Origin of the sequence: Breznakibacter xylanolyticus (genome assembly GCF_003254275.1) — a bacterium.
Taxonomy (GTDB): domain Bacteria; phylum Bacteroidota; class Bacteroidia; order Bacteroidales; family Marinilabiliaceae; genus Breznakibacter; species Breznakibacter xylanolyticus.
This window is the reverse complement of sequence record NZ_QKZK01000004.1, coordinates 1-21,855: the sequence shown is the minus strand read 5'-3', so window position 1 is coordinate 21,855 and position 21,855 is coordinate 1. Positions and strand designations below refer to the sequence as shown.

Sequence of the window (21,855 nt, the reverse complement as noted above, 5' to 3'; positions counted from 1 at the left end):
TTATTACTCTATTGTTTTTCCAATTTTCGAAATGGCATCGAGGAACGCTTCCACCGATGCGGTGACAATGTCGGTATTAGCACCAAAACCATAGTAGGTTTGTTCTTTGTGCTCCAATTCAACATGCACTTTTCCCAAATCATCGCTGCCGCGTGTAATGGCTTGCACCAAAAATTCTTCGAGATGCACTTTACGTTTCACCAAGCGTTTCACGGCGGTGAAAGCCGCATCAATGGGGCCGTTACCGGTGGCGGTTTCTGTAAACAAATCGCCATTGAAGCTGAGTTGAACCGTTGCCGTGGGGATGGTTGATTTTCCGCACAACACCTGAAGGGCGGTCAGTTTCATGGACGATTCGCCACGTTCCTTATCTAACCCAACCAATGCAATTACATCTTCGTCCGACACATCTTTTTTGCGGTCGGCCAACTCCAGGAATTTCTGGTAGATGTCGTCCAGTTCGGTACCGTCCAATTTGTAACCGTTCACTTCCAGGCGGTGTTTCAGGGCTGCACGGCCACTGCGGGCTGTGAGGACAATGCTCGATTCTTTCACGCCTACTTCGGCCGGGTCGATGATTTCGTATGTTTCGCGGTCTTTCAACACACCATCCTGGTGGATGCCCGATGAGTGCGCAAACGCGTTGCGTCCCACAATGGCTTTGTTGGCTTGTACCGGCATGCGCATTAAGGTCGATACCAGCTTGCTGGTTTTCATGATTTGCTTAGTGTCGATACCGGTCTTGTAAGGCATATTTTTATGGCACTGAATGGCCATCACCACTTCTTCGAGCGAGGTGTTTCCTGCGCGTTCACCAATTCCATTGATGGTCACTTCAACCTGACGAGCTCCATTGATAACACCCGACAGGGTATTGGCTGTTGCCATGCCTAAATCGTTGTGACAGTGAGTTGACAATATCGCTTTGTCAATGTTGGGCACATTGTTCATCAGGTAGGCAATTTTTTCGCCATATTCATGGGGAAGGCAGTATCCGGTTGTGTCGGGAATGTTGACAACAGTCGCACCCGCATTGATGACGGCCTCTACCACGCGCGCCAAATACTCATTATCGGAGCGCCCGGCGTCTTCGGCATAAAACTCCACTTCAGCCACTAAATTGCGTGCAAACTTCACCGCAGTGATGGCGCGCTCAATAATTGCATCGGGATTGGAGTTTAACTTTTGGTAAATGTGATAAGGCGATGTGCCGATACCGGTGTGAATCCGGCCATTCTTAGCAAATTTCAGCGCATCGGCGGCGACTTCAATATCTTTTGAAACAGCACGTGTTAACGCACAAATGGTTGGATTGGAAACCGCTTTGGAAATGGCAACCACTGAGTTGAAATCGCCAGGACTTGAAACCGGGAAACCCGCTTCGATGATGTCCACTCCCAACTTCTCGAGTTGCCGGGCAACCTCGATTTTCTCGATGGTATTCAACTGACAGCCGGGAACCTGTTCGCCGTCTCTAAGCGTCGTATCAAAAATGTACAATTTATCACTCATGATGCAATGAATTTATGATTGCTATTTCTTTTTAAGACATCAAAAAAGCCACTCTCAGCTGAGAATGGCTCTATGTTGTTTATTTGTTATCATATACACATACCATTCTCAGTCCCGCACCCAAAGTAGAATACAGAGAAGAATACTGAGAATATAAAGAGAGTTGACTTTTGTCATCTTTATGAAGGTATGCTGCAAATATCACAATTAAATTTTTAAAATGAAAACAATTCATCCGATAATTTCATCACCTTGAGGATAAGATTTTGTTTGCTTATCTGTTTCATTTTCGATTACTTACCCAATAACAACAATTCACACCTTCAAAAGGTTTACCTAATAGGAAAATTAAAAATTTAATTGTCTTTAGTGTTATTCTGAAGCGTTGTTTAAGTTTGGTTTTGTAAGTTGATGTCGATATTGAATTGGTCTTATTTTCAGATGGTGTAATTGTCGAAATTTTAGTTCTAAAAGGACTTGCATCTATATGACAACCAAGGTTTTTATGAATGGAACCTTTTTGTCTTTTGGTTAAAAACTAATCCCAAATAAACAGTCGCGCTTATTTAGGATTAGTGATCAAATAGCTTAAACAATTTTTTTCATTGCAGTCATTGATTCGCGCAATTCAGCACCAATCAATTCAACAGGGTGGAAACGAATGATTTCGTTTACTGCAATCAGGTTTTTGTTGTCAACGCCATTGTCTTTTCCTTTACCGTAAGTGGTTCCAATCACATCCACATCAATGGATTTCATGAAATCGGCCAACAGAGGTTTGCAAGCATGGTCGAACAAGTAACAACCGTATTCAGCAGTGTCGGAAATCACACGATTCATTTCGAACAGTTTTTTGCGAGCAATGGTGTTGGCGATCAAAGGGGTTTCGTGCAACGACTCGTAATATGCCGATTCTTCTTTGATGCCGGCTTCGGTCATGGTTTCGAAGGCCAATTCAACGCCCGACTTAACAAAGGCTACCATCAACACACCGTTGTCGAAGTACTCCTGCTCGCTGATTTCCATGTTGCCGGCAGGTGTTTTTTCGAATGCGGTTTCACCAGTGGCAGCACGCCAGGTCAACAGGTTTTTGTCGTCGTTGGCCCAGTCTTCCATCATGGTTTTTGAGAATTCGCCGCTCATGATGTCGTCCATGTGTTTTTGAAACAAAGGACGCATGATGTGCTTCAATTCTTCAGAAAGTTCAAATGCCTTAATTTTGGCAGGGTTCGACAAGCGATCCATCATATTGGTGATACCACCATGTTTTAACGCTTCGGTAATCACTTCCCAACCATATTGAATCAATTTTGAAGCATAACCCGGGTCGATGCCTTTTTCAATCATTTTGTTGAACGAAAGGATAGAACCAGTTTGCAACAAACCGCAAAGAATGGTTTGTTCACCCATCAAATCCGATTTTACTTCGGCAACAAATGATGAATGTAACACACCGGCACGGTCGCCACCTGTACCCACGCAATATGCTTTTGCAATTTCTAAGCCATCGCCATTGGGATCGTTTTCAGGGTGAACCGCAATGAGGGTGGGAACGCCAAAACCGCGTTTGTACTCTTCGCGAACTTCAGAACCCGGAGACTTTGGAGCCACCATTACCACAGTGATATCTTTACGGATTTGCATGCCTTCTTCAACGATGTTGAATCCGTGTGAGTAAGAAAGAGCAGAACCTTGTTTCATCAAAGGCATCACAGCGTTGATCACGCTGGTGTGTTGTTTGTCGGGGGTGAGGTTGATTACTAAATCAGCAGTAGGAATCAACTCTTCGTATGTGCCAACTTTAAAGCCGTTTTCAGAAGCGTTTTTGTATGATTGGCGTTTTTCGGTGATGGCCTCTTTGCGGAGTGCATAAGAAATGTCCAGACCACTGTCGCGCATATTTAAACCTTGGTTTAAACCTTGAGCACCGCAACCTACGATGACGATTTTTTTACCGATCAACTTTTTTACACCGTCAGCAAATTCTGATTTGTCCATGAATTCGCAGGTACCAAGCTGAGCCAACTGAAGGCGCAAGGGAAGTGTGTTAAAATAATTTGCCATTTTTTTATTTGTATAAGTATTTGTTTATATCTGTATTTCAGTAAAATGTGACATAAATTAGTGGTTTCAATCCAACATTGCAAATCAAGCGAATGTTTTGATAACGCCATGCGTAAAAACCATGGCATTTTTGGTAATTATCATGGATTGTTTGGGGGGTTGAAATTTTTGAGTTGTAAAACATACAGAAAATCTGTCATATAAAAAGGAAGTTGGATTTTCTGCAAATGGTAATTTTTAAGTATTTGTTGTGCGGTTGCGGTACTGAAGCGGTAAATATCCGCTTTCGCGCTTAAAAAATTTGGTGAAGTACGATTGGTCATCGAAATTGAGTTGATGGGCAATTTCTGCGACACTCAGATTGGTATGTACCAACAACCGCTTTATTTCTAATATTTGCTTGGCCTTAATAATTTGACTCGATGTTTTACCGGTCAATAATTTGACCGTTTGGGTGAGATGGTTTGGCGTTACTGCCAATCGATCGGCGTATTCTTTGAGGGAAAGATTTTTTAGGTTGTTTTCTTCGACCAAATGATAAAATTGCTTCACCAAAATGTGCCCCCTCCCCTTTTTGTCGATGTTCTCAACGGTTTTATATCGGCTACTGCAGGTCATCAGGATGATGTCTAGCAGCGATCGCAACAGGTCGAGCTTGTGATCTCCGTTGTGGTCTCGTTCCGAAATGCTTCGTTTGAAGAGTTCTTCTAAAAAACGGATGTCGCTTTCGTTTTCAAGCAAAAGCGGCGGGTTTTCCTGCTTAAGATTGTAAAAGAACGGAAACTCAATCAAGCTGTTTTGGTTGCTTCGGTTGGCCAAATAAAAGTCGGCTGTGAAAATGAATAAATAGCCGTCGATGTCGTGCGAAAATTCAATTTTATGTGCTTGCCCCGGTGACATAAAAAACACACAAGGGGGCTTTATCTCATAGCGATTTCCATCAATCACGTGAAAACCAGACCCTCTCATGAGGTATAGGACTTCGAAAAAATCGTGCCGGTGAGGGTACTTCACGCTAAAGTGCCGTCGGGCATCAAAAACCTCAACCTGAAATTGTTGGCTTTTAAGCTCCTGCGAAATGAAGTTGTCAAGGCTGTAAACCGGTATGTGCTCGTTGATTGACTTCATCACAGGATCATTGCATTAAATGAGCGAAGGTTCAGCAGTAGGTCATGCCTCACCCACGCTTGGCGCTTTTCACATAATTATTCAGTCACTTTGTTTCGACCTTCTAATGAACGTAAATAAGTGGCCAGCTGCTCCCAGTTGGTTTTGGTAACGGCCACCCGTCCACTGCGTACAAACTGAAGCACTTCAAATTTGTCGAGTTTCTCAAACAATTCCTGAGTTTCGTGCTTGTGACCGGTTTTTTGAATGACCGTGTAGTCGCGATGAACCTCCAGAATCTGAGCCCCGTATTGACGCACCAAATTCTCCACTTCGTTGCCGTTCATCAATGCTTCTGTGTGCACTTTGTATAAGGCAATCTCCTGGTGTACAATCTCGTCGGAGGTAAACACGAAGGCTTTAAGTACATCGATTCGCTTTTCAATTTGTCCAATAAGCTTGTCCACCTGTTCGCGAGTGGTTACAACCACCACCGTAAACTTGTGAATGCCTGTAATGGCCGACTCAGAGGTATTGAGGCTCTCGATGTTGATGTTTCGGCGTGTGAAAACAGTGGTGACCTGATTGAGCAAGCCCACATGGTTCTCCGAAAATATGATGATGGTAAATTCTTGTTTCATTTTTTTAGTATCAAGATGTTAGTATCAGGTATCAAGATTTATACTGTTAATTTAAAAAGTCTTGCGTCTTGATACTTGTGTCTTTTAATCTATTCAAGCCTGATATCCGATACCGAGGCTCCGGCCGGAACCATCGGGAACACGTTACCTTCTTTTTCGACCACAACCTCCAACAAGAAAGCATCTTCACTGTTCACTAACTTTAAGATGGCTTCATCAAGTTGATCACGTGATGTAACTTTTTCTGACATGATGCCATATCCTTTGGAAATCAACTGAAAATCAGGGTTAATCAATTCAGTTGAAGCATAACGTTTGTCGAAGAACAACTCCTGCCACTGACGTACCATTCCCAGGAAGTTGTTGTTCAGCAACACAATTTTAACCGGAATTTTGGTTTGGAAAATGGTTCCCAGCTCCTGAATAGTCATCTGGAAACCGCCATCGCCCACAAACAAAACCACCTGACGGTCGGGACGTCCCATTTTAGCGCCGATGGCTGCGGGGAGTCCAAAGCCCATGGTTCCCAAACCTCCTGATGTTACCACGCTGCGCGACTGGCGAAACTTGAAATACCGTGAGGCCATCATTTGATGCTGACCCACATCGGTGACTAAAATGGCATCGTGGTTCATGGCTTCGCTCACCCGTCTGATCACTTCGCCCATGGTGATGCCCTCTTTGGTGGGGTAAAGCTCGGGTTGGATGATTTTTTGAGTTTCGATTTTATCACACGCCCGAAATTCCTTCACCCACGTCTCGTGCGTGTTATTCGACACCATGTGTGTCAACATAGGCAGGGTTTCTTTAATGTCGCCCAGTACCGGCACATCGGCATAAATGATTTTGTTGATTTCGGCCGGGTCGATATCGAAGTGAATCACTTTGGCGTTCACGGCATAGGCCTTGGTGTTGCCTGTGACGCGGTCGTCAAAGCGCATTCCGAAACTGATGATGAGGTCGGCTTCGTTGGTTTTAACGTTTGGTCCCACGTTGCCATGCATGCCCAACATGCCTACGTTCAATGGGTGATCCGATGGCATTACCGACATGCCTAATAAAGTCCATGCAGCAGGGACACCAGATTTTTCGAGAAATTTGAGCAGTTCTTTTTCTGCCCCGCCCAGCATCACGCCTTGACCTACCAATGCAAGTGGTTTCTTGGAGAGGTTGATTAATCGAGCCGCTTCAGCAATTTTGTCACTGTCGGGGGTGGGAACGGGTTGATAGCTGCGCACTTGTGTCACAGGGACGTAGTCAAACTCCATCATGTTGGCCTGTGCATCTTTGGTAATGTCGACCAGTACAGGTCCGGGACGACCGGATCTGGCAATGTAAAAAGCTTTGGCAATTGCAGCCGGAATCTCTTCGGCCTTTTTTACCTGACAGCTCCACTTGGTGACGGGTTGTGAAATGCCAATGACATCGGTTTCCTGAAAAGCATCGGTACCCAATAATGGAGAGCCAACCTGTCCCGAAATTACCACCATGGGGGTCGAATCAATCATGGCATCAGCAATTCCGGTGATGGTATTGGTGGCGCCAGGTCCCGACGTGACAATGGCTACCCCTACTTTCCCGGTCACACGAGCGAAACCTTGTGCGGCGTGTACAGCTCCCTGTTCGTGACGAACCAGAACGTGGTGCAACCTGTCGTGATAATCGTAAAGGGCATCGTACACCGGCATGATGGCACCTCCCGGGTATCCAAACACCAAGTTAACGCCTTCTTTTAATAGCGATTGTATCACGGCATGAGAGCCGGACATCTGTATTTTTTTAGCTTCATCCTTTTCCACGATCAATTCTGTTTTTGTCTCCATGATTGGTTGTTGCAAAGCTGCCCGGAGGCAGCATATTAAACCATTGGGTAGTTATTTCGATAAACCACCGGATTACTATTAACAATCAAGCAGGCCAATAGGTTTTAAATAATATGGCTGCTATTTTATTGAATCATCCGCACAGCACCCAAATCGGCTGAGCTCACGAAATGTGCGTAGGCTTTGAGAGCTTTAGAGACGTAACGCATCCGGTTCACCGGTGTAAAGGCGTTGTCACCACGTCCCAATTCCTGCTTGCGACGAGATTCCATCTCCGTTGATGAAATGTTTACCTGTATTATACGGTTTGGGATGTCAATTTCAATTTCGTCGCCGTTACGTACCAGCGCAATGTCGCCACCGGCAGCCGCTTCGGGCGAGACGTGACCGATGCTCAGCCCCGATGTACCCCCCGAGAAACGGCCATCGGTAATGAGAGCGCATTGGGTTCCCAAGTGACGCGACTTGATGTAAGAGGTGGGGTAAAGCATCTCCTGCATGCCCGGGCCGCCTTTGGGGCCTTCGTAACGAATCACCACCACGTCACCGGCTTCGACCTCTCCGCTGAGGATTCCGGCACAAGCATCGTCTTGCGATTCAAATACTTTGGCTTTGCCTACGAAATGGAAAATGGATTCGTCCACCCCGGCGGTTTTCACAATACAACCATTTTTGGCAATGTTACCGTAAAGCACGGCCAAGCCACCATCTTTGGTGTAAGCGTTTTCCCACGAACGGATGCAACCTTTGGCGCGGTCGGTATCCAGTTCTTTATATTGTGTTCGTTGTGAGCCCATGGTGAGGTTCACCACTCCAGCGGGAGCGCTGCCATACACGTCAAAGGCTTCGGCAATGGCAGTGGGGCGCATGATGTCGTAAGCTTCGATGGCATCTTTCAGCGAAGCGAAATCCACACGTTTCACAGATGTGTCAATCATTTTTTGACGCTCGAGTTCACCCAAAATGCCAATGATGCCACCGGCACGGTTCACGTCCTGAATGTGGTACGACGAGTTGGGAGCCACTTTACTCAACACGCGGGTTTTGCGTGAAAGCTGGTCAATGTCCTTCATGGTGAAGTCAACGCCGGCTTCCTGAGCAATGGCCAACAGGTGAAGCACGGTGTTGGTGGATCCACCCATGGCAATGTCGAGCGTCATGGCGTTCATGAACGCGGTTTTGGTGGCGATGGAACGGGGCAACACGCTGTCGTCGCCGTCCTGATAATATTTATAAGTGTTTTCGACAATGAGTCGAGCCGCTTTTTCAAACAGTTTTTTGCGGTTGGCGTGAGTGGCCACGATGGTGCCGTTACCGGGCAGCGCCAAGCCAATGGCTTCGTTGAGGCAGTTCATAGAGTTGGCTGTGAACATGCCCGAGCAAGATCCGCAGGTGGGGCAAGCATTGCGTTCCACAGCGCTCACCATATCGTCCGACACCGAGTCGTCGGCAGCCATGACCATGGCATCCACCAGGTCGAGGGCTTTGTCGCCCACTTTGCCGGCTTCCATGGGGCCACCCGAAACAAAAATGGTAGGGATATTTAAGCGCATGGTTGCCATGAGCATACCCGGGGTGATTTTGTCGCAGTTGCTGATGCAAATCATGGCATCGGCGGTGTGGGCGTTGACCATGTACTCCACGCTGTCGGCGATGATGTCGCGCGAGGGCAGGGAATAAAGCATCCCGTCGTGACCCATGGCGATGCCATCGTCGATGGCGATGGTGTTAAATTCGGCCGCGAAACAGCCCATGCTTTCGATGATGCGTTTCACGTCCTGCCCAATTTCGTGCAGGTGAACGTGCCCGGGTACGAATTGGGTAAACGAGTTGACAATGGCAATAATGGGCTTCTTCATTTGTTCTTCGCTACGTCCGTTGGCGCGCCACAAACTACGGGCTCCGGCCATTTTGCGTCCTTCGGATGAAGTGGCGCTTCTGAGTCTGTTCTTCATTGTCATATTGTTGTAATTTTTTAAAGTCGTTGAAATATCAATAAAAAAAGCCTTCCTCTTCTCTTTTCAGAGAAGTGAGAAAGGCTTGTTCATTATCTTCTTCAGTTATCGAAATCTACACACCAATCTCACTTTCCGGAGGTTTTGACCACGAGAATAATGACTAGACTGAGAATTAGTGAGATAGAAAACTTCATCGCGTTGAGCTTTTCCTATGATTGAATCGCAAAAATATAACTTTATCATCAAAGCACAAATGTTTTCTTTTCTTTTATTGGATTGGGGGTCAAAGATTCCTTTTTGGGTAATGGACTGATGAACAGCAAGTGATTTCTCACCATTTTTTTCAATCAATCTATCAACAATCAACAAAGATGCCGGCATATCGTTATTTTTGCAGTTCGATTTTTTCATTTTGGGAATCCGTTTTCCGTAAAGTCTCTTATCTGTGCAACATTATTTAGATGAACTCAATACCCCGCAGCGCGACGCAGTGGTAAACACCGATGGTCCTACGCTGGTGATTGCCGGTGCCGGGTCGGGTAAGACGCGCGTGCTTACCTATCGCATCGCTCACTTGCTTGAAAAGGGCGTGCGTCCGCAACAGGTTTTGGCGCTCACATTTACCAACAAAGCCGCGCGCGAAATGCAGCATCGCATCGCCGCCATCGTGGGCGAAGCGAATGCGCGTAATTTGTGGATGGGTACTTTTCACTCCATTTTTGCCCGTATTTTGCGCATCGAATCAGAGAAGCTGGGTTACCCATCGTCGTTTACCATTTACGATACAGCAGACTCAAAAAGCCTGATCAAGTCGATTCTCAAAGAGATGAAACTGAGCGATAAGGAATACAAGCCCGGCGATGTGTTGGGACGCATATCATCGGCCAAGAACGATTTGGTGACCCCGCCTGCTTATGCTCGCGATGTGGCGCGCATGTCGGCCGATCAGGCTGCGAAAAAACCCTTGGTGTATGAGATTTATGCCCGATACATGAAACATTGTTATCAGGCCAAATCGATGGATTTTGACGATTTGCTGTTGAACACCAATATATTGTTTCGCGATTTTCCCGATGTGCTGCAACGCTATCAACAACGTTTTCAATACATTTTGGTCGATGAGTATCAGGATACCAACTTGTCGCAGTACCGCATCATTAAAAAACTGGCCGAAGGGCATCAAAACATTTGCGTGGTGGGCGACGATGCCCAGAGTATTTATAGTTTCAGGGGGGCGAAAATCGAGAACATTCTCAATTTCAGGAACGACTACCCGGGCTACAAAATTTTTAAGCTGGAGCAGAATTACCGTTCCACACAAACCATTGTGAATGCGGCCAACAGCATCATCGCCAAAAATAAGGGTCAGATACAGAAAAACGTCTTTTCGGAAAAAGAGAGCGGCCATCCCATTCGGGTGATGGAGTCGTATTCCGATGTGGAAGAGGGCTATCGTGTGGCCGACGACATTGCCGAACGACGTCGCGAACATCATTATACCTATCAGGATTTTGCCATATTGTACCGCACCAACGCTCAGTCGCGGATTTTTGAAGAGGCGCTTCGCAAGCGCGGGTTCGCTTACAAGATATATGGAGGTTTGTCGTTTTACCAGCGCAAGGAAATCAAGGATTTGATCGCCTATTTTCGGATGACGGTGAACCCCAACGATCAGGAGTCGCTCAAGCGGGTGATCAACTACCCGGCGCGCGGCATCGGCAGCACCACCATGGACAAGCTTGAGGCCATTTCGGCACAAACGGGATATTCCATCTGGCAGCTCATCAACGGCTATACGCCCGAGCAGTTGGGCATCAATGCCGGAACCATGAAGAAACTGCATGGTTTTGTGCAGCTCATCCGGGGCTTTGGCATGAAGTTGCTCGACAGTCAGGCGGCCGATTTGGCTCGCGAAATTGCCACCGCCTCGGGCATCATGGCCGATCTGATGGCCGACAAGAGCGTGGAAGGACAGTCGCGCGCCGAGAACGTGGAGGAATTGATGAACGCCATTCGGGAGTTTACCACCAACAAGCTCGAGTCGGGCGAACCGGCGCGTTTGGATGTGTTTTTGGAAGATGTGGCATTGCTCACCGATCAGGACTCGGAGAAACCTGAGGACAACGACAAGGTGACGCTCATGACCATTCACAGTGCCAAAGGGCTGGAGTTTAAAAACGTGTACATTGTGGGCGTTGAAGAAGGGTTGTTTCCCTCGCAGATGACCATCGACAGCGAGCAGGGCGTTGAAGAAGAGCGCCGCCTGTTTTACGTGGCATTGACCCGTGCCGAGGAGTATGCCGTGATGTCGTATGCCAAAACGCGTTATAAATATGGTGAGCTGAAAAATTCAACTGCCAGCCGGTTCATCCGTGAGGTGGATTCACAATATTTGGAAGTATTGGGCAACAGTCCGTTTACCTCGCCGGCTTCACGGCCCATGGGCATTCCCGTTCGTCAACCCGAGCGGCCGGCGGTTCCGTCGCGCTTCAAGCCCAAGGCGTCGCTCACGCAGCGACCGGCCACGCCATCCATCCAGTTTAACTATCAAACCTCGGGCGGTGACTATCAGGCCGGGATGTTGGTTGAGCACGAGCGATTTGGGCGCGGGGTAATCGACAATATCGAAGGGAGCTTCCCCAATACAAAAGTGACCGTAACCTTCGAACATTCAGGGACCAAACAATTATTATTAAAATTTGCCAAACTAAAAATTTTGCGTTAGTTTTGGCACCTGAATCTGCTGGTAACACTGCACGTTTTAAACAGCACACACTGTTTGTCAGGCCAATGAAGGTTATTCGTCTTTCAACTCCAACAAAAGACATTCATTGACACACCGCCTGCCACTGATTAATGACGGCATTACCCAACAAGTATTTTAATCTGAAGAAGCCAACTGCGTACGCAAGTATGCCATCTGATCATGTTGGCTAAGAGCAGAAATCGTTTCATGCACAACGACGACAACAAACACAATTAATGGATTACAATTCGAACCGAAAGAAACTGGTTCTTCCCGAGTATGGACGGCATATTCAGCAAATGGTGGATCATGCCCTGACCATTGAGGACCGCGAAGAACGGATGCGTTGCTCCCGTTCCATCATCGCCATTATGGGAACGCTGTTCCCCCACCTGCGCGACGTGAGTGATTTTAAGCACAAGCTGTGGGATCATTTGGCCATTATGGCCGATTTTAAACTCGACATCGATTTTCCTTACGACATTCCACAGGCATCGAGCTTTAACCAGCCGCCCATGAAGGTGCCCTACCAGCACAACAAGGTGCGTTACATGCAGTACGGACGTCTGGTTCAGGATATGATTGAACGCGCCATCGAGCTTGAAAATGAAGACGAGAAGCGCGAACTGGTGAAGCTGATCATCGGCCACATGAAAAAATCGTTGCTGGGCTACAACCGCGACAATGCTTCGGATGAGCGGGTATTTGAGGATTTAAAAACCCTGTCGCATGGTCGTTTGCAGGCCGAGCCCGAGATGAAAATCCCCGAGTTTAAGGACGATGGCCCCATACAGCAGTATCCATCCAAAAATTACAATCAGAAAAACCGGTTTAAGCGGAAAAAGACCCCGCAGTTAAAGCACCGTAAGTGAACTGATGAGAGCTGCCATGATGATGCGCAGCTTTTTTTGCGAATATCAGCAGCCGCTGACGCGCTTTCAACAAAAAAATTGGATATCATTGCCGTGATTAAAAAAGAAGAAGAAAAATAACGTATGAGCAGCTTTGAAATTGAAGGAGGCCGTTTCCTCAAGGGGGAACTGGAACCGCAGGGAGCCAAAAACGAGGCGCTGCAAGTGATTTGCGCCGTGTTGTTGACCAACGAATCTGTCACCATCAGCAACATCCCCGACATTATTGATGTCAACAGCCTGATTGACCTGTTGGGATGTCTGGGGGTTGACATTGACCGACACACCCGCCACGAGTGTACTTTTAAAGCCGAAAACATCGATCTCACCTATCTGCAAAGTGCCGATTTTAAAAAACGTGCATCTTCGTTGCGTGGTTCCATCATGATCATGGGCCCATTGTTGGCGCGCTTTGGGAAAGCTTATTTCCCAAAACCAGGAGGGGATAAAATTGGCCGTCGTCGCCTCGATACTCACTTTATCGGATTTGAAAAACTGGGTGCCAAATTTGTGTTTAACCCCGATGAGATTTTTTATACCGTCGAAGCACAGCACCTCAAGGGCACTTACATGTTGCTCGACGAGGCTTCGGTGACCGGAACGGCCAACATTGTGATGGCCGCAGTGCTCACCCCCGGAACCACCACCATCTACAACGCCGCCTGCGAACCTTACGTGCAGCAGCTGTGTCGAATGCTGGTGAGCATGGGCGCCAAAATCAACGGCATTGGTTCGAACCTGCTCACCATCGAAGGCGTGAGTGAACTGGGCGGATGCCGTCACACCATCCTGCCCGACATGATTGAGATAGGCAGCTTCATTGGCCTGGCCGCCATGACCGGATCTGAAATCACCATTAAGAATTGCCGGGTCGACCAGCTGGGCATCATCCCGTTTGCCTTTAGCCGCATGGGCATTCAAATGGACATCATCAACGATGACATACACATTCCCGCGCAGGATCATTACGAGATTGATTCGTTTATCGACGGCAGCGTGATGACCATTGCCGATGCGCCCTGGCCGGGTCTCACGCCCGATTTGCTGAGCGTGTTTCTGGTGGTGGCCACACAGGCCAAGGGAAGCGTGCTCATTCACCAAAAAATGTTCGAGAGCCGCCTCTTCTTTGTCGATAAACTCATCGACATGGGTGCGCGCATCATTTTGTGCGATCCGCACCGTGCCTCGGTGAACGGCCTCAACCGCGAAACACCGCTGCGGGCACAAATTATGAGCTCGCCCGACATTCGCGCGGGCGTGGCACTGCTCATCGCAGCCATGTCGGCACAGGGCAAGAGCGTGATTCATAACATCGAGCAGATTGACCGTGGTTACCAGAACATTGATGCACGACTGAATAAAATTGGCGCCAACATTCGGCGGATTTAACCCAAATGTAAGGCGACGCTGAGACATCGTCCGAAAAATGGCAACACCACAAGGCTGTCGGGAAGGGAAACCTTCGTGGCAGCCTTTTTTATGGTGTGTGCGGCGAAACCGACTGTTGGGGGATGCCGTTGATGTTGGTTGATGATGTCACGTGAGCATGCGGCAGCCTGTCATTTCCGGACGAACGGGTCTCTCGTTGATGCACGCCATCTTCGTCACGGGACGAATGGGTGAAGTTGCTTTGCACAGCACTTTCGTCCCGGGACGAAATGGTTGTGCACGCTTGCACGATACATTCGTCCCGGGACGAAACGGCTGTGCAACCTTACATACTACTTTCGTCCCGGGACGAAAAGCGTGTGCAAGCTTACATATCCCTTTCGTCCCGGGACGAAAGATGTGTGCATAGCTGCATCATCACTTCGTCCCGGGATGATAGAGGCGTGCAGGCTTGTGTAATGATTATGTCTTGCGACGATGATGATGTGCAAGGCGACAATACTGCTTTGTCCGTCGTTGACGTTCAGCCGCAATGCGACCACACCCCTTCTGCGTTCGTTGGCGAGTCGCAGAAGGGGTGTGTTTGATGAGTGTGGGATGATGTTTTACCGCATCATCTTCACGGTACGGATGCGGATGTCGTTGACGGGGCGATCGCCGGTGCCGGTTTCCACGCGGGCAATGTTGTCGGCCACTTCCATGCCGGCGGTTACTTCGCCAAACACGGTGTAGTCGCCGTCGAGGTGCGGGGCGCCGCCAATGGTGGTGTAGGCTTGTCGCTGCGCGGGAGTGAATTTGGTTTTGCGTTCCTTCTCCAGGTCGTCGAGTTCGGCGTGTGTCCACACGCGCCCCGACACGATGTAAAACTGCGACCCGTCGCAGCGGTTGCGGGGGTTACGGTCGGCCGGCAGCTTGGCCGCAGCCACGGCGCCCCGTTTGTGAAACAGGTGCGGTTTCACCACCACGGGCAGGGTATATCCGGGGCCCTGCCATCCCACCACGTCGTGCTTGCCGGCATATTTGGTGTCGGCCGCGCCGGCTTGAATAAGGAATCCTTTGATGACGCGGTGAATGAGCAGGCTGTCGTAAAAACCGTCGCTCACCAGGCGGATGAAGTTATCGCGGTACTCGGGCGTGTCGTTGTACAGCCGAATGGCGATGTTGCCCCGGTCGGTGACGATGTTAAAGCCCTTGATGGTGGTGTACGAGGGGTAGGTTTTGTTGCTTTTGGTGGCCAGGTCGTACACCGAGCGAAGTTCGTTTTGTCGGGAGAGCATTAGCGCGATGGCTTTGGCCGGCAATATGGCTGTCATCACCGAGTCGCCCATCGTTACCTGTTGCACCATGCCCGCGAAAGCGTGCGTGGGGGTGAAGAGTGCTTCGCCCGCTGCGGCCTTTCCTGCGATGGCAACCCACCCCAGCGTGTCTCCCGGCAATGGCTTGCCGGGGGTAGATTTGTTGAAGTAAAGCTGGCGATTGTTCCAAAAGAGCGACAGCAGGGTGTCGCCGGGCGCCTGCGCTTTAGCCAGGTTGACGGGTGCCTTGCATCGGTTCACGGCTTGCATCACAATCAGGTCGTGATCAAAACTGTGAGCCGTGAAACCTTCCACGTCGCTAAAGTTATCGGTGCCGATGGGCGATACTTTCACTCTGAAACTGCCTTTGACCAGGCTCAGGGGGGCCACCACCTTGTTTTTTTCGACATAAATGCCGTACCCCTCCGCCATTTTTTGGTTGTAGTGATTGTAGGTGTTTATCCGCACCAAAGCACGGGCGTTGTCGTAGGGAGATGCCACGGGACGGGCAACTTGTTGTTGTTTATCTTTTGATCCGGATGAGCAGCCCAGTAAAACAAAAAATACAAGCGGGAAGATTTGACGAAACATGTGAAGCGACATTTAGTTGGTTATGTAGAACATCATTTTGCAACAACCGACATGGTGATTTTCACATCCTTGAGCGGACGATCATTTTTATCTGTTTGCAAAACGGCAATTTTGTCTACCACATCCAGTCCTTCCACCACTTCGCCAAACACGGTGTAGTCGCCATCCAAATCGGGACACCCCCCCACGGTGGTATAGGCATGACGCTGCTCGGGGGTAAACTCGAGCTTGCGCGATACGCTGTAGTCGAAGTCAATTTGCTGCTTGATGGCGCGCAGTCGTTTGTTAAATTCGGCAGGGTCGCTTGCCTTTAGTTGATCGAGCTCCTCTTTGTAGGGCAGGTAATGTTTGCGCTTGAGATCAATCATGATGGGGTTGTTGCGGGCTTTCTCCATCAGGTCGAGTTCCTGGGTGGTGTATTTGCGCCCTTTGACAATGTAAAACTGGCTCACGTCCGACATCTTGAAGTGGTTGATGGCCTCGGGCTGACGCGGCGCGCACAGGGCTCCTTTTTTGTGGAAGCGGGTTTTCACAAACTCCGAGCTGATGATTTCGGCATCGGTGCCGTAACCGATGTGCTGCCCCGGTGCGGCGTTGCGCGAGTCGGACGAGCCGCCTTGTATCACAAAGTTTTTCACCACGCGGTAAAACAGCGTGCCGTCGAAATGCTTCTTCTCAACCAATTGCAGAAAACGGTCGCGATGAAAGGGGGTGTCGTTGTACAATCGCACCTTTATGTTGCCCAGGTTGGTGGCAATCAGCACATAGTCATCGGTTGGTGATTGGGCTGAAACGGACATTCCCCACAGCATCGTCAGCAAATAGAAGAGTCTTTTCATACTTGTCATTTGCATTTTATAAATAATAAAACCCCGAAGGTTTTGAAAACCGTCGGGGTTTGTGTTGACTATTTCACAATTTCAATCCACATTTTCACATCCTGCAGGGGGCGGTTGTTTTCGTCCACGGGCAGGGCTGCAATGGCATCAATTACTTCGAGGCCGCTCACCACCTGGCCAAACACGGTGTATTCGCCATCCAGATGGGGAGATCCCCCCACCGTTTGATACACCTGCTTGTGTGCCTCGGGCATCACAAAGGGGGGAACGGTCGATGCGGCCATTTCGGCAGCGGCCACGGCTTTGTCGCGCACCAGTGCAAAACGCACCGAATCGCGCTGGGTGCTGTAATGGCGCAGGCTGTCGGTGTAGGCGGCAATGGCTTTTTGGCCGGTTGCCCGTTGTTGCGTTTGGGTTTTTTGGGCTTCCACCTGCCTGAGCATGTCGGCAGTAAACACCTGACCGTGCACAATGTAGAACTGCGAGCCCGACGACTTGCGTTGCGGGTTCATGGGGTCGCCCAGGCGGGCTGCGCACAAAGCCCCCTTTTGGTGGATGTGGGCGGGATAAACAATTTCTGCATCAAGGGTGTAACCGGGGCTGCCGTTGCCCAGTTTCGTGCCGGCTTGAGCCCCGCGAGACTGCGGGTCGCCCCCTTGCAGCATAAATTGGTGAATGACGCGATGGAACAACAGGCTGTCGTAATAATGTTCGCGCACCAGTTTCAAAAAGTTATCGCGGTGCACCGGGGTGTCGTTAAATAATTCCACCACCATGTCACCATGGTTGGTGTGAATCACCACGCGGGTGTTCGATTGTGAATGGGCACAGGCACACATCAATGCCAATGCCAGCAGCGATGCAAAAAAACGTGTCATGACTGGTTAAAAACGTTGGTTTCGAAATATTGCATAATGCCCTCGCGCATCATCCGGTTGTGTTGCAACGGGGGCATGACCTGATGGTTTTTGATGGTTTCAAACAGGGGCCATCCTTCGGGATCGTTGCCTGATTGACGCATGTAGCCTTTTATTTCGAGTATGCGGCAAATGCCCAGCGAGATGAGGTCGGTTTTCTCTTGTTTTGAGAAGTTGCCAAATCCCTTGCCCGATTCCTGTATGCCGATGATGAACAGCAGAAACTCGTAGTTGGCCATCACGTTGAAGTATTGGCCGGCTTTGAGCAAAAAGGTTTCCCACTGGTCGGTAAATGTCTGGTAACTCATGTTGATGAATGGTTGGTTGAGGGAGCATAACAGCCCGTGCAACTGAAAAGTTTACTGTTTGCCTACCAGCAAATGCAGGAATCCTTTGCGGTGAAAGGATTCATCTTTGTTGTACCCGGTGGCTTTCACGTCGTAAAAGTAGACTCCCGGCGCTGCATCCTGCTTGCCGATTTTTCCGTCCCAGCCCTCGTCGGGGTTGGTCGATTCGTACACCACCCGACCCCAGCGGTTCACAATTATCATGCTGAACGATTTGATGGAACGGTAGGCCACGCGGAACTCGTCGTTTTGCCCGTCGCCGTTGGGGGTAAACACGTTGGGGACTTCTACAAAGGCCTCTTTCACGATGATATTTACGGGTTCTGAAGTGCTTGAGCATCCACTTTCAGAGTTCTCTACCGTCAGAATTACCGGAAACGTGCCGGCTTCCTGAAACACAAAGGTGGGGTCGGCCGTGAAATCTTTACCGGCTTCGCCAAATTCCCACGAGTAGTTATTGATGTGTCCCTGACTGCGGTCGGTGGTTCCATCGGGCGATGCCTTAAAAAGCAGACGCATGGGTGCCGAGCCTTCGGTGTCGGTGTGTAATTCGTTTTCGGCTTTGTCCTTGGTGTTGGTATAGGTGAAGGCTGCTTTTACGGCAATGGCCTTCACGGCCACCGGGCTTGCAGAGGATGCTGCCGTGTTGAGCAGGCGTGTGGATACTTTTAAACCATATTCGGTGTCGTCGTAAGGAGCCTGCAATTCGGCTGTTGCCACATCGGTGACGGCAAGCGTTTCGTCGCCCATGTGCCACTGATACGAGGGTTGATAGCCTACCTGATAGGTTGTTCCATTGGCTGGGTCGTAATAGTTGAGCGGTTCAAAGTCGCACGTCCCGGAGAGAATGACCCGCTCACAGCTGCTGCGTTCCAGGGCAATGGCCACGTTGTTGATGGTGGGCACCATCACCCAACACTGATGGGTTTGTGTCGTGGCACCGTCATTTATCACCAATCGGTATAACCCGGCGTTGATGCCGGTCAGTGACGAATTCATCCCGCTTTCACTTTTGATAGATTGCCATCCGCTTTGTGAGTGGGTGCTCCAGGTAAATGTGGCCGGTGCGGTTCCGGGTGCGGTGGCATCGAGCTGCGCAAGCGATGCGTTGGAATAAAAATATAGCAGATCGCTTCCGTAAGCGGCTTGTTCGGCCAAATAGGCATTGGTGCCGTTGATTTGTGCCATGACCGGCACAAAGGTGAATGCGAGCAGCAGTGCAACAATATTTTTTTGAATCAGATGCATGTTGATATCTTTCTGATAGTTGGGTTCAAAACTATGAATTTTTATTCAAACGGCGGGTTCGCGTGGTCATTTGCATCGCTTGAAAAGTTAAAACCAGATGACCAGTCCGCCGGGGCCTATCACAATTTTCTTGTTAGAATGGGTCAACAGGTAACCGCTGATCCACCCGAGTCCGCCGCCCACCATCACATCGGTGAGCCAGTGTTTTTGCTGATACACGCGTCCGATGGCCACCGTTGCCGGCATCAGATAAATCCAACGCGAGTATTTTTCGGCAAAGGGCGTGAAGATGGCAAAGGCCAGCGATGTGTGACCCGATGGCATGGATTTGTATCTATCGTCGGTATTGAAGGGGCTGAACCGGCTGTGGTCTCCCTCTACAAATGGTCGCTGGCGGCCGGCCATGATTTTGATGCCTTCGGTAGCCATGGCTGTGAGGGCAACCGACTTGATGGCCGTCCACGACGTGGTTTTCAGTTTTTCGTCCTTTAGCAGATAACTGCCGGCAAAGGTGGTGAGCAATGCAGGTACCACAATGGTTTTCTCCCCCAGGGCATCTGAAAACTCGCTGGCACGGTGTCCAAATTCGCATGGGTGGTTTTTGCTCCATTGCCATGCCGGTTTGTCGAGCAGCCATCCGGTGCCTAACAACGCACCTGCTGCAATCACTTTACCCCATGTGGGCATTGACTTAATGGAGTCGGGAGCGGATGTTTGGGCTGTTAACTGGTAAGGCAGTACAAGAATTATCAGGGCAATGGTCAACCCTGCTTGAGAGATTGTGAGCAACCACTTGTAGGGTTTTTTTATTTTTTTAACAATTTGTGCGGCCAAGTGAAAAATAACTATTAATTTAAAGTTCGTTTCTGAAATCAGAACGCCAAATTAACCTTAATCGTACATAAAACCTTGTTTATGAAACCCGGAAAATCAATTCCCCCTAAAAGCAGAAAGGAATGGTTGGATATGGTCAACGGACACATTGACTATCCGTTTAAAAACTATGTCCTTCAAATGCGTGTTCATCAGGCACAAAAAGAGATTAAAGAAGGGACGGTAACGCCTGCTGCTGCCATTAATGGTCTTTATACCTTGTGCGAGAAATACGCCATGGCATGTAAAAATGATTTGATAGCCATTTTTAAAACCTGGTAAACCCTCAACCCTATGATTAAAAAGAAACTTTACCCTGTTGAAGAAGTCTGTCAGTTTATCCGGCAAGGCAAAAAAATGGTGCTCTCGGGCGATGAACGCCTGTTGCGCCAACTGCCCAAGGGCAACTGGATTGGCGGATCCACCCCTTACTTTATGGATCGCGAGGGTGGCACTTGTTCGCATGACCTGATTTTTGTGGACGATTTTACGCCCTATGCGCTCAATTTCAAAATCATGTCGTTTAATCGACAGAACCTTCCAATGGTGACGTCTAATGGGTTTTCCAATGGATTTATCTTTTTGATTCTACCCTTTGCCAAGCCCATCGTTTTCGACTTTACCCTCCATTCGTTGAGTTATGCCGATATTTTTAAAAATCCGCTGCTGGGGTTTGTGGCCGGCATCGATTTGGATCAAATTGGTGTGGCCGAGGCTTGTGTGTTCAACGGCCTCACTGGGCAGGTGAGTGCCGATGGCGCTGTGGCGCTGTTTGTAGAGTTGCCCGATCATTATATCGCCCGGGTCGAAATTATCAACATCTTTGACCAAGATCCTGGGAGTGACGAAATCCATTTCCTCACCGATTCAAACGTTCAGTCCGAATGCCTTATTAATGGTCGTCCTGCAAATATTTACGACTATTTGGCCGATCGCAACTGGAGCCTTCAGCTGCCATTGATTGCCAACTGTTCGGGCGCGTTTATCAATCGTGACCTACAAGCCATGGATGAAAAAAACCGCAGTGTCACTTTTTTTGCGCCTGTGATGAGGGGCGAGACTTATAAATTGGCCGTTCCCATTGATAACTATTCTAAGACGTTTGTCGAGCGTAGCCCTGTGAATACCGGGGAGGTGATGTACTCGTGTAATTGTGTGTCCAATTATGTTTACGGCAAGCTGAATGGCAAAAAAATCAGTTTGTTGGGTGGCATGGGCTTTGGCGAAATCGCTTATCAGTTGCTCAACATGACTCAGATTTATTTGGCCATCGACGAAATTTGACCCATTTTGCAGCTATCCTAAAGCCAGCGCCTGTATTTCAATGAATTGTTCATTTTCGAGTTCGGATTTGTGTACTACAGATTTTCGCTTTGTAAAGGTAGCGTAATGACGCTAGCTCTCCACTAAACACGGTAATAACCGCTATAGATTCCCGTTTCGGGGTTGGTGCGCATGGATACTTTGAAATACATGCCCCAAAGTAAACATGTAAACCGCTGATATACAATACCCCCTTGTGTACTACAAATGATTTTTCGAAAATTCAGACACTGATTATCAATGTATTACAAAAGCAAATAGAGCAAAAGAG

18 protein-coding genes are annotated in these 21,855 nt (G+C 48.8%); 5 read left to right on the top strand and 13 right to left on the bottom strand.

What is annotated here, in order from left to right:
• Positions 1–3 precede the first annotated feature (3 nt).
• From LX69_RS03135 to LX69_RS03105, 7 genes are all read right to left on the bottom strand, one after another.
• Positions 4–1,512, bottom strand: a complete 1,509-nt coding sequence (locus LX69_RS03135) for a 2-isopropylmalate synthase (protein WP_111444367.1) — start codon at positions 1,510–1,512, stop codon at positions 4–6.
• A 588-nt stretch (positions 1,513–2,100) separates the two neighbouring features.
• Entirely contained in the window at positions 2,101–3,576 is a 1,476-nt protein-coding gene (ilvC, locus tag LX69_RS03130; RefSeq protein WP_111444366.1) for a ketol-acid reductoisomerase, read from the bottom strand.
• 237 nt (positions 3,577–3,813) lie between these two features.
• Positions 3,814–4,704, bottom strand: coding sequence for a helix-turn-helix domain-containing protein (locus LX69_RS03125; protein WP_111444365.1), 891 nt, complete (start codon positions 4,702–4,704; stop codon positions 3,814–3,816).
• Between the two features lie 77 nt (positions 4,705–4,781).
• On the bottom strand, positions 4,782–5,324 hold the full coding sequence (gene ilvN / locus LX69_RS03120) for an acetolactate synthase small subunit (RefSeq protein WP_111444364.1): 543 nt from the start codon (positions 5,322–5,324) through the stop codon (positions 4,782–4,784).
• Positions 5,325–5,413: 89 nt separating this feature from the next.
• Positions 5,414–7,147, bottom strand: a complete 1,734-nt coding sequence (gene ilvB, locus LX69_RS03115) for a biosynthetic-type acetolactate synthase large subunit (RefSeq protein WP_111444363.1) — start codon at positions 7,145–7,147, stop codon at positions 5,414–5,416.
• Positions 7,148–7,272: 125 nt separating this feature from the next.
• Entirely contained in the window at positions 7,273–9,102 is a 1,830-nt protein-coding gene (gene ilvD, locus LX69_RS03110; protein WP_111444362.1) for a dihydroxy-acid dehydratase, read from the bottom strand.
• 105 nt (positions 9,103–9,207) lie between these two features.
• The gene (locus tag LX69_RS03105) at positions 9,208–9,516 is read right to left on the bottom strand and encodes a hypothetical protein (RefSeq protein WP_111444361.1); all 309 of its coding nucleotides are present in this window, start codon (positions 9,514–9,516) and stop codon (positions 9,208–9,210) included.
• 34 nt (positions 9,517–9,550) lie between these two features.
• Here LX69_RS03105 and LX69_RS03100 point away from each other — a divergent pair, with 34 nt between their 5' ends.
• The 3 genes from LX69_RS03100 to murA all read left to right on the top strand — a co-directional run bounded on the left by LX69_RS03100 (position 9,551) and on the right by murA (position 14,151).
• Positions 9,551–11,830, top strand: coding sequence for an ATP-dependent helicase (locus tag LX69_RS03100; protein WP_111444360.1), 2,280 nt, complete (start codon positions 9,551–9,553; stop codon positions 11,828–11,830).
• A gap of 257 nt (positions 11,831–12,087) precedes the next feature.
• Positions 12,088–12,723: a DUF4290 domain-containing protein gene (locus LX69_RS03095; protein ID WP_111444359.1), complete on the top strand. Its 636-nt coding sequence runs from the start codon at positions 12,088–12,090 to the stop codon at positions 12,721–12,723.
• 123 nt (positions 12,724–12,846) lie between these two features.
• Positions 12,847–14,151, top strand: coding sequence for a UDP-N-acetylglucosamine 1-carboxyvinyltransferase (gene murA / locus LX69_RS03090; RefSeq protein ID WP_111444358.1), 1,305 nt, complete (start codon positions 12,847–12,849; stop codon positions 14,149–14,151).
• Positions 14,152–14,756: 605 nt separating this feature from the next.
• On the opposite strand, the gene LX69_RS03085 is transcribed toward murA, so the two are convergent.
• The 6 genes from LX69_RS03085 to LX69_RS03060 form a co-directional block, all read right to left on the bottom strand.
• Positions 14,757–16,037 (bottom strand): peptidylprolyl isomerase, encoded by a 1,281-nt coding sequence (locus tag LX69_RS03085; protein WP_170124216.1) that lies wholly within the window; start codon positions 16,035–16,037, stop codon positions 14,757–14,759.
• A 32-nt stretch (positions 16,038–16,069) separates the two neighbouring features.
• A complete protein-coding gene (locus tag LX69_RS03080) occupies positions 16,070–16,876 on the bottom strand; it encodes a peptidylprolyl isomerase (protein ID WP_111444512.1) in 807 nt (268 codons plus the stop codon).
• 68 nt (positions 16,877–16,944) lie between these two features.
• Positions 16,945–17,754 carry a peptidylprolyl isomerase gene (locus tag LX69_RS03075; RefSeq protein WP_111444356.1) on the bottom strand — a complete coding sequence of 270 codons (810 nt, stop codon included), beginning with the start codon at positions 17,752–17,754 and terminating at the stop codon, positions 16,945–16,947.
• Positions 17,751–18,101 (bottom strand): hypothetical protein, encoded by a 351-nt coding sequence (locus LX69_RS03070; protein WP_111444355.1) that lies wholly within the window; start codon positions 18,099–18,101, stop codon positions 17,751–17,753. The genes LX69_RS03075 and LX69_RS03070 overlap by 4 nt, the downstream gene beginning before the upstream one ends.
• A gap of 51 nt (positions 18,102–18,152) precedes the next feature.
• Positions 18,153–19,388 (bottom strand): T9SS type B sorting domain-containing protein, encoded by a 1,236-nt coding sequence (locus tag LX69_RS03065; protein WP_111444354.1) that lies wholly within the window; start codon positions 19,386–19,388, stop codon positions 18,153–18,155.
• 87 nt (positions 19,389–19,475) lie between these two features.
• Positions 19,476–20,177, bottom strand: a complete 702-nt coding sequence (locus LX69_RS03060; RefSeq protein WP_146260623.1) for a phosphatase PAP2 family protein — start codon at positions 20,175–20,177, stop codon at positions 19,476–19,478.
• Between the two features lie 126 nt (positions 20,178–20,303).
• Here LX69_RS03060 and LX69_RS03055 point away from each other — a divergent pair, with 126 nt between their 5' ends.
• Both LX69_RS03055 and LX69_RS03050 read left to right on the top strand, forming a co-directional pair.
• Positions 20,304–20,543: a hypothetical protein gene (locus tag LX69_RS03055; protein WP_111444352.1), complete on the top strand. Its 240-nt coding sequence runs from the start codon at positions 20,304–20,306 to the stop codon at positions 20,541–20,543.
• A gap of 12 nt (positions 20,544–20,555) precedes the next feature.
• A complete protein-coding gene (locus tag LX69_RS03050; RefSeq protein ID WP_111444351.1) occupies positions 20,556–21,545 on the top strand; it encodes a DUF6976 family protein in 990 nt (329 codons plus the stop codon).
• The last annotated feature ends 310 nt before the right edge of the window (positions 21,546–21,855 follow it).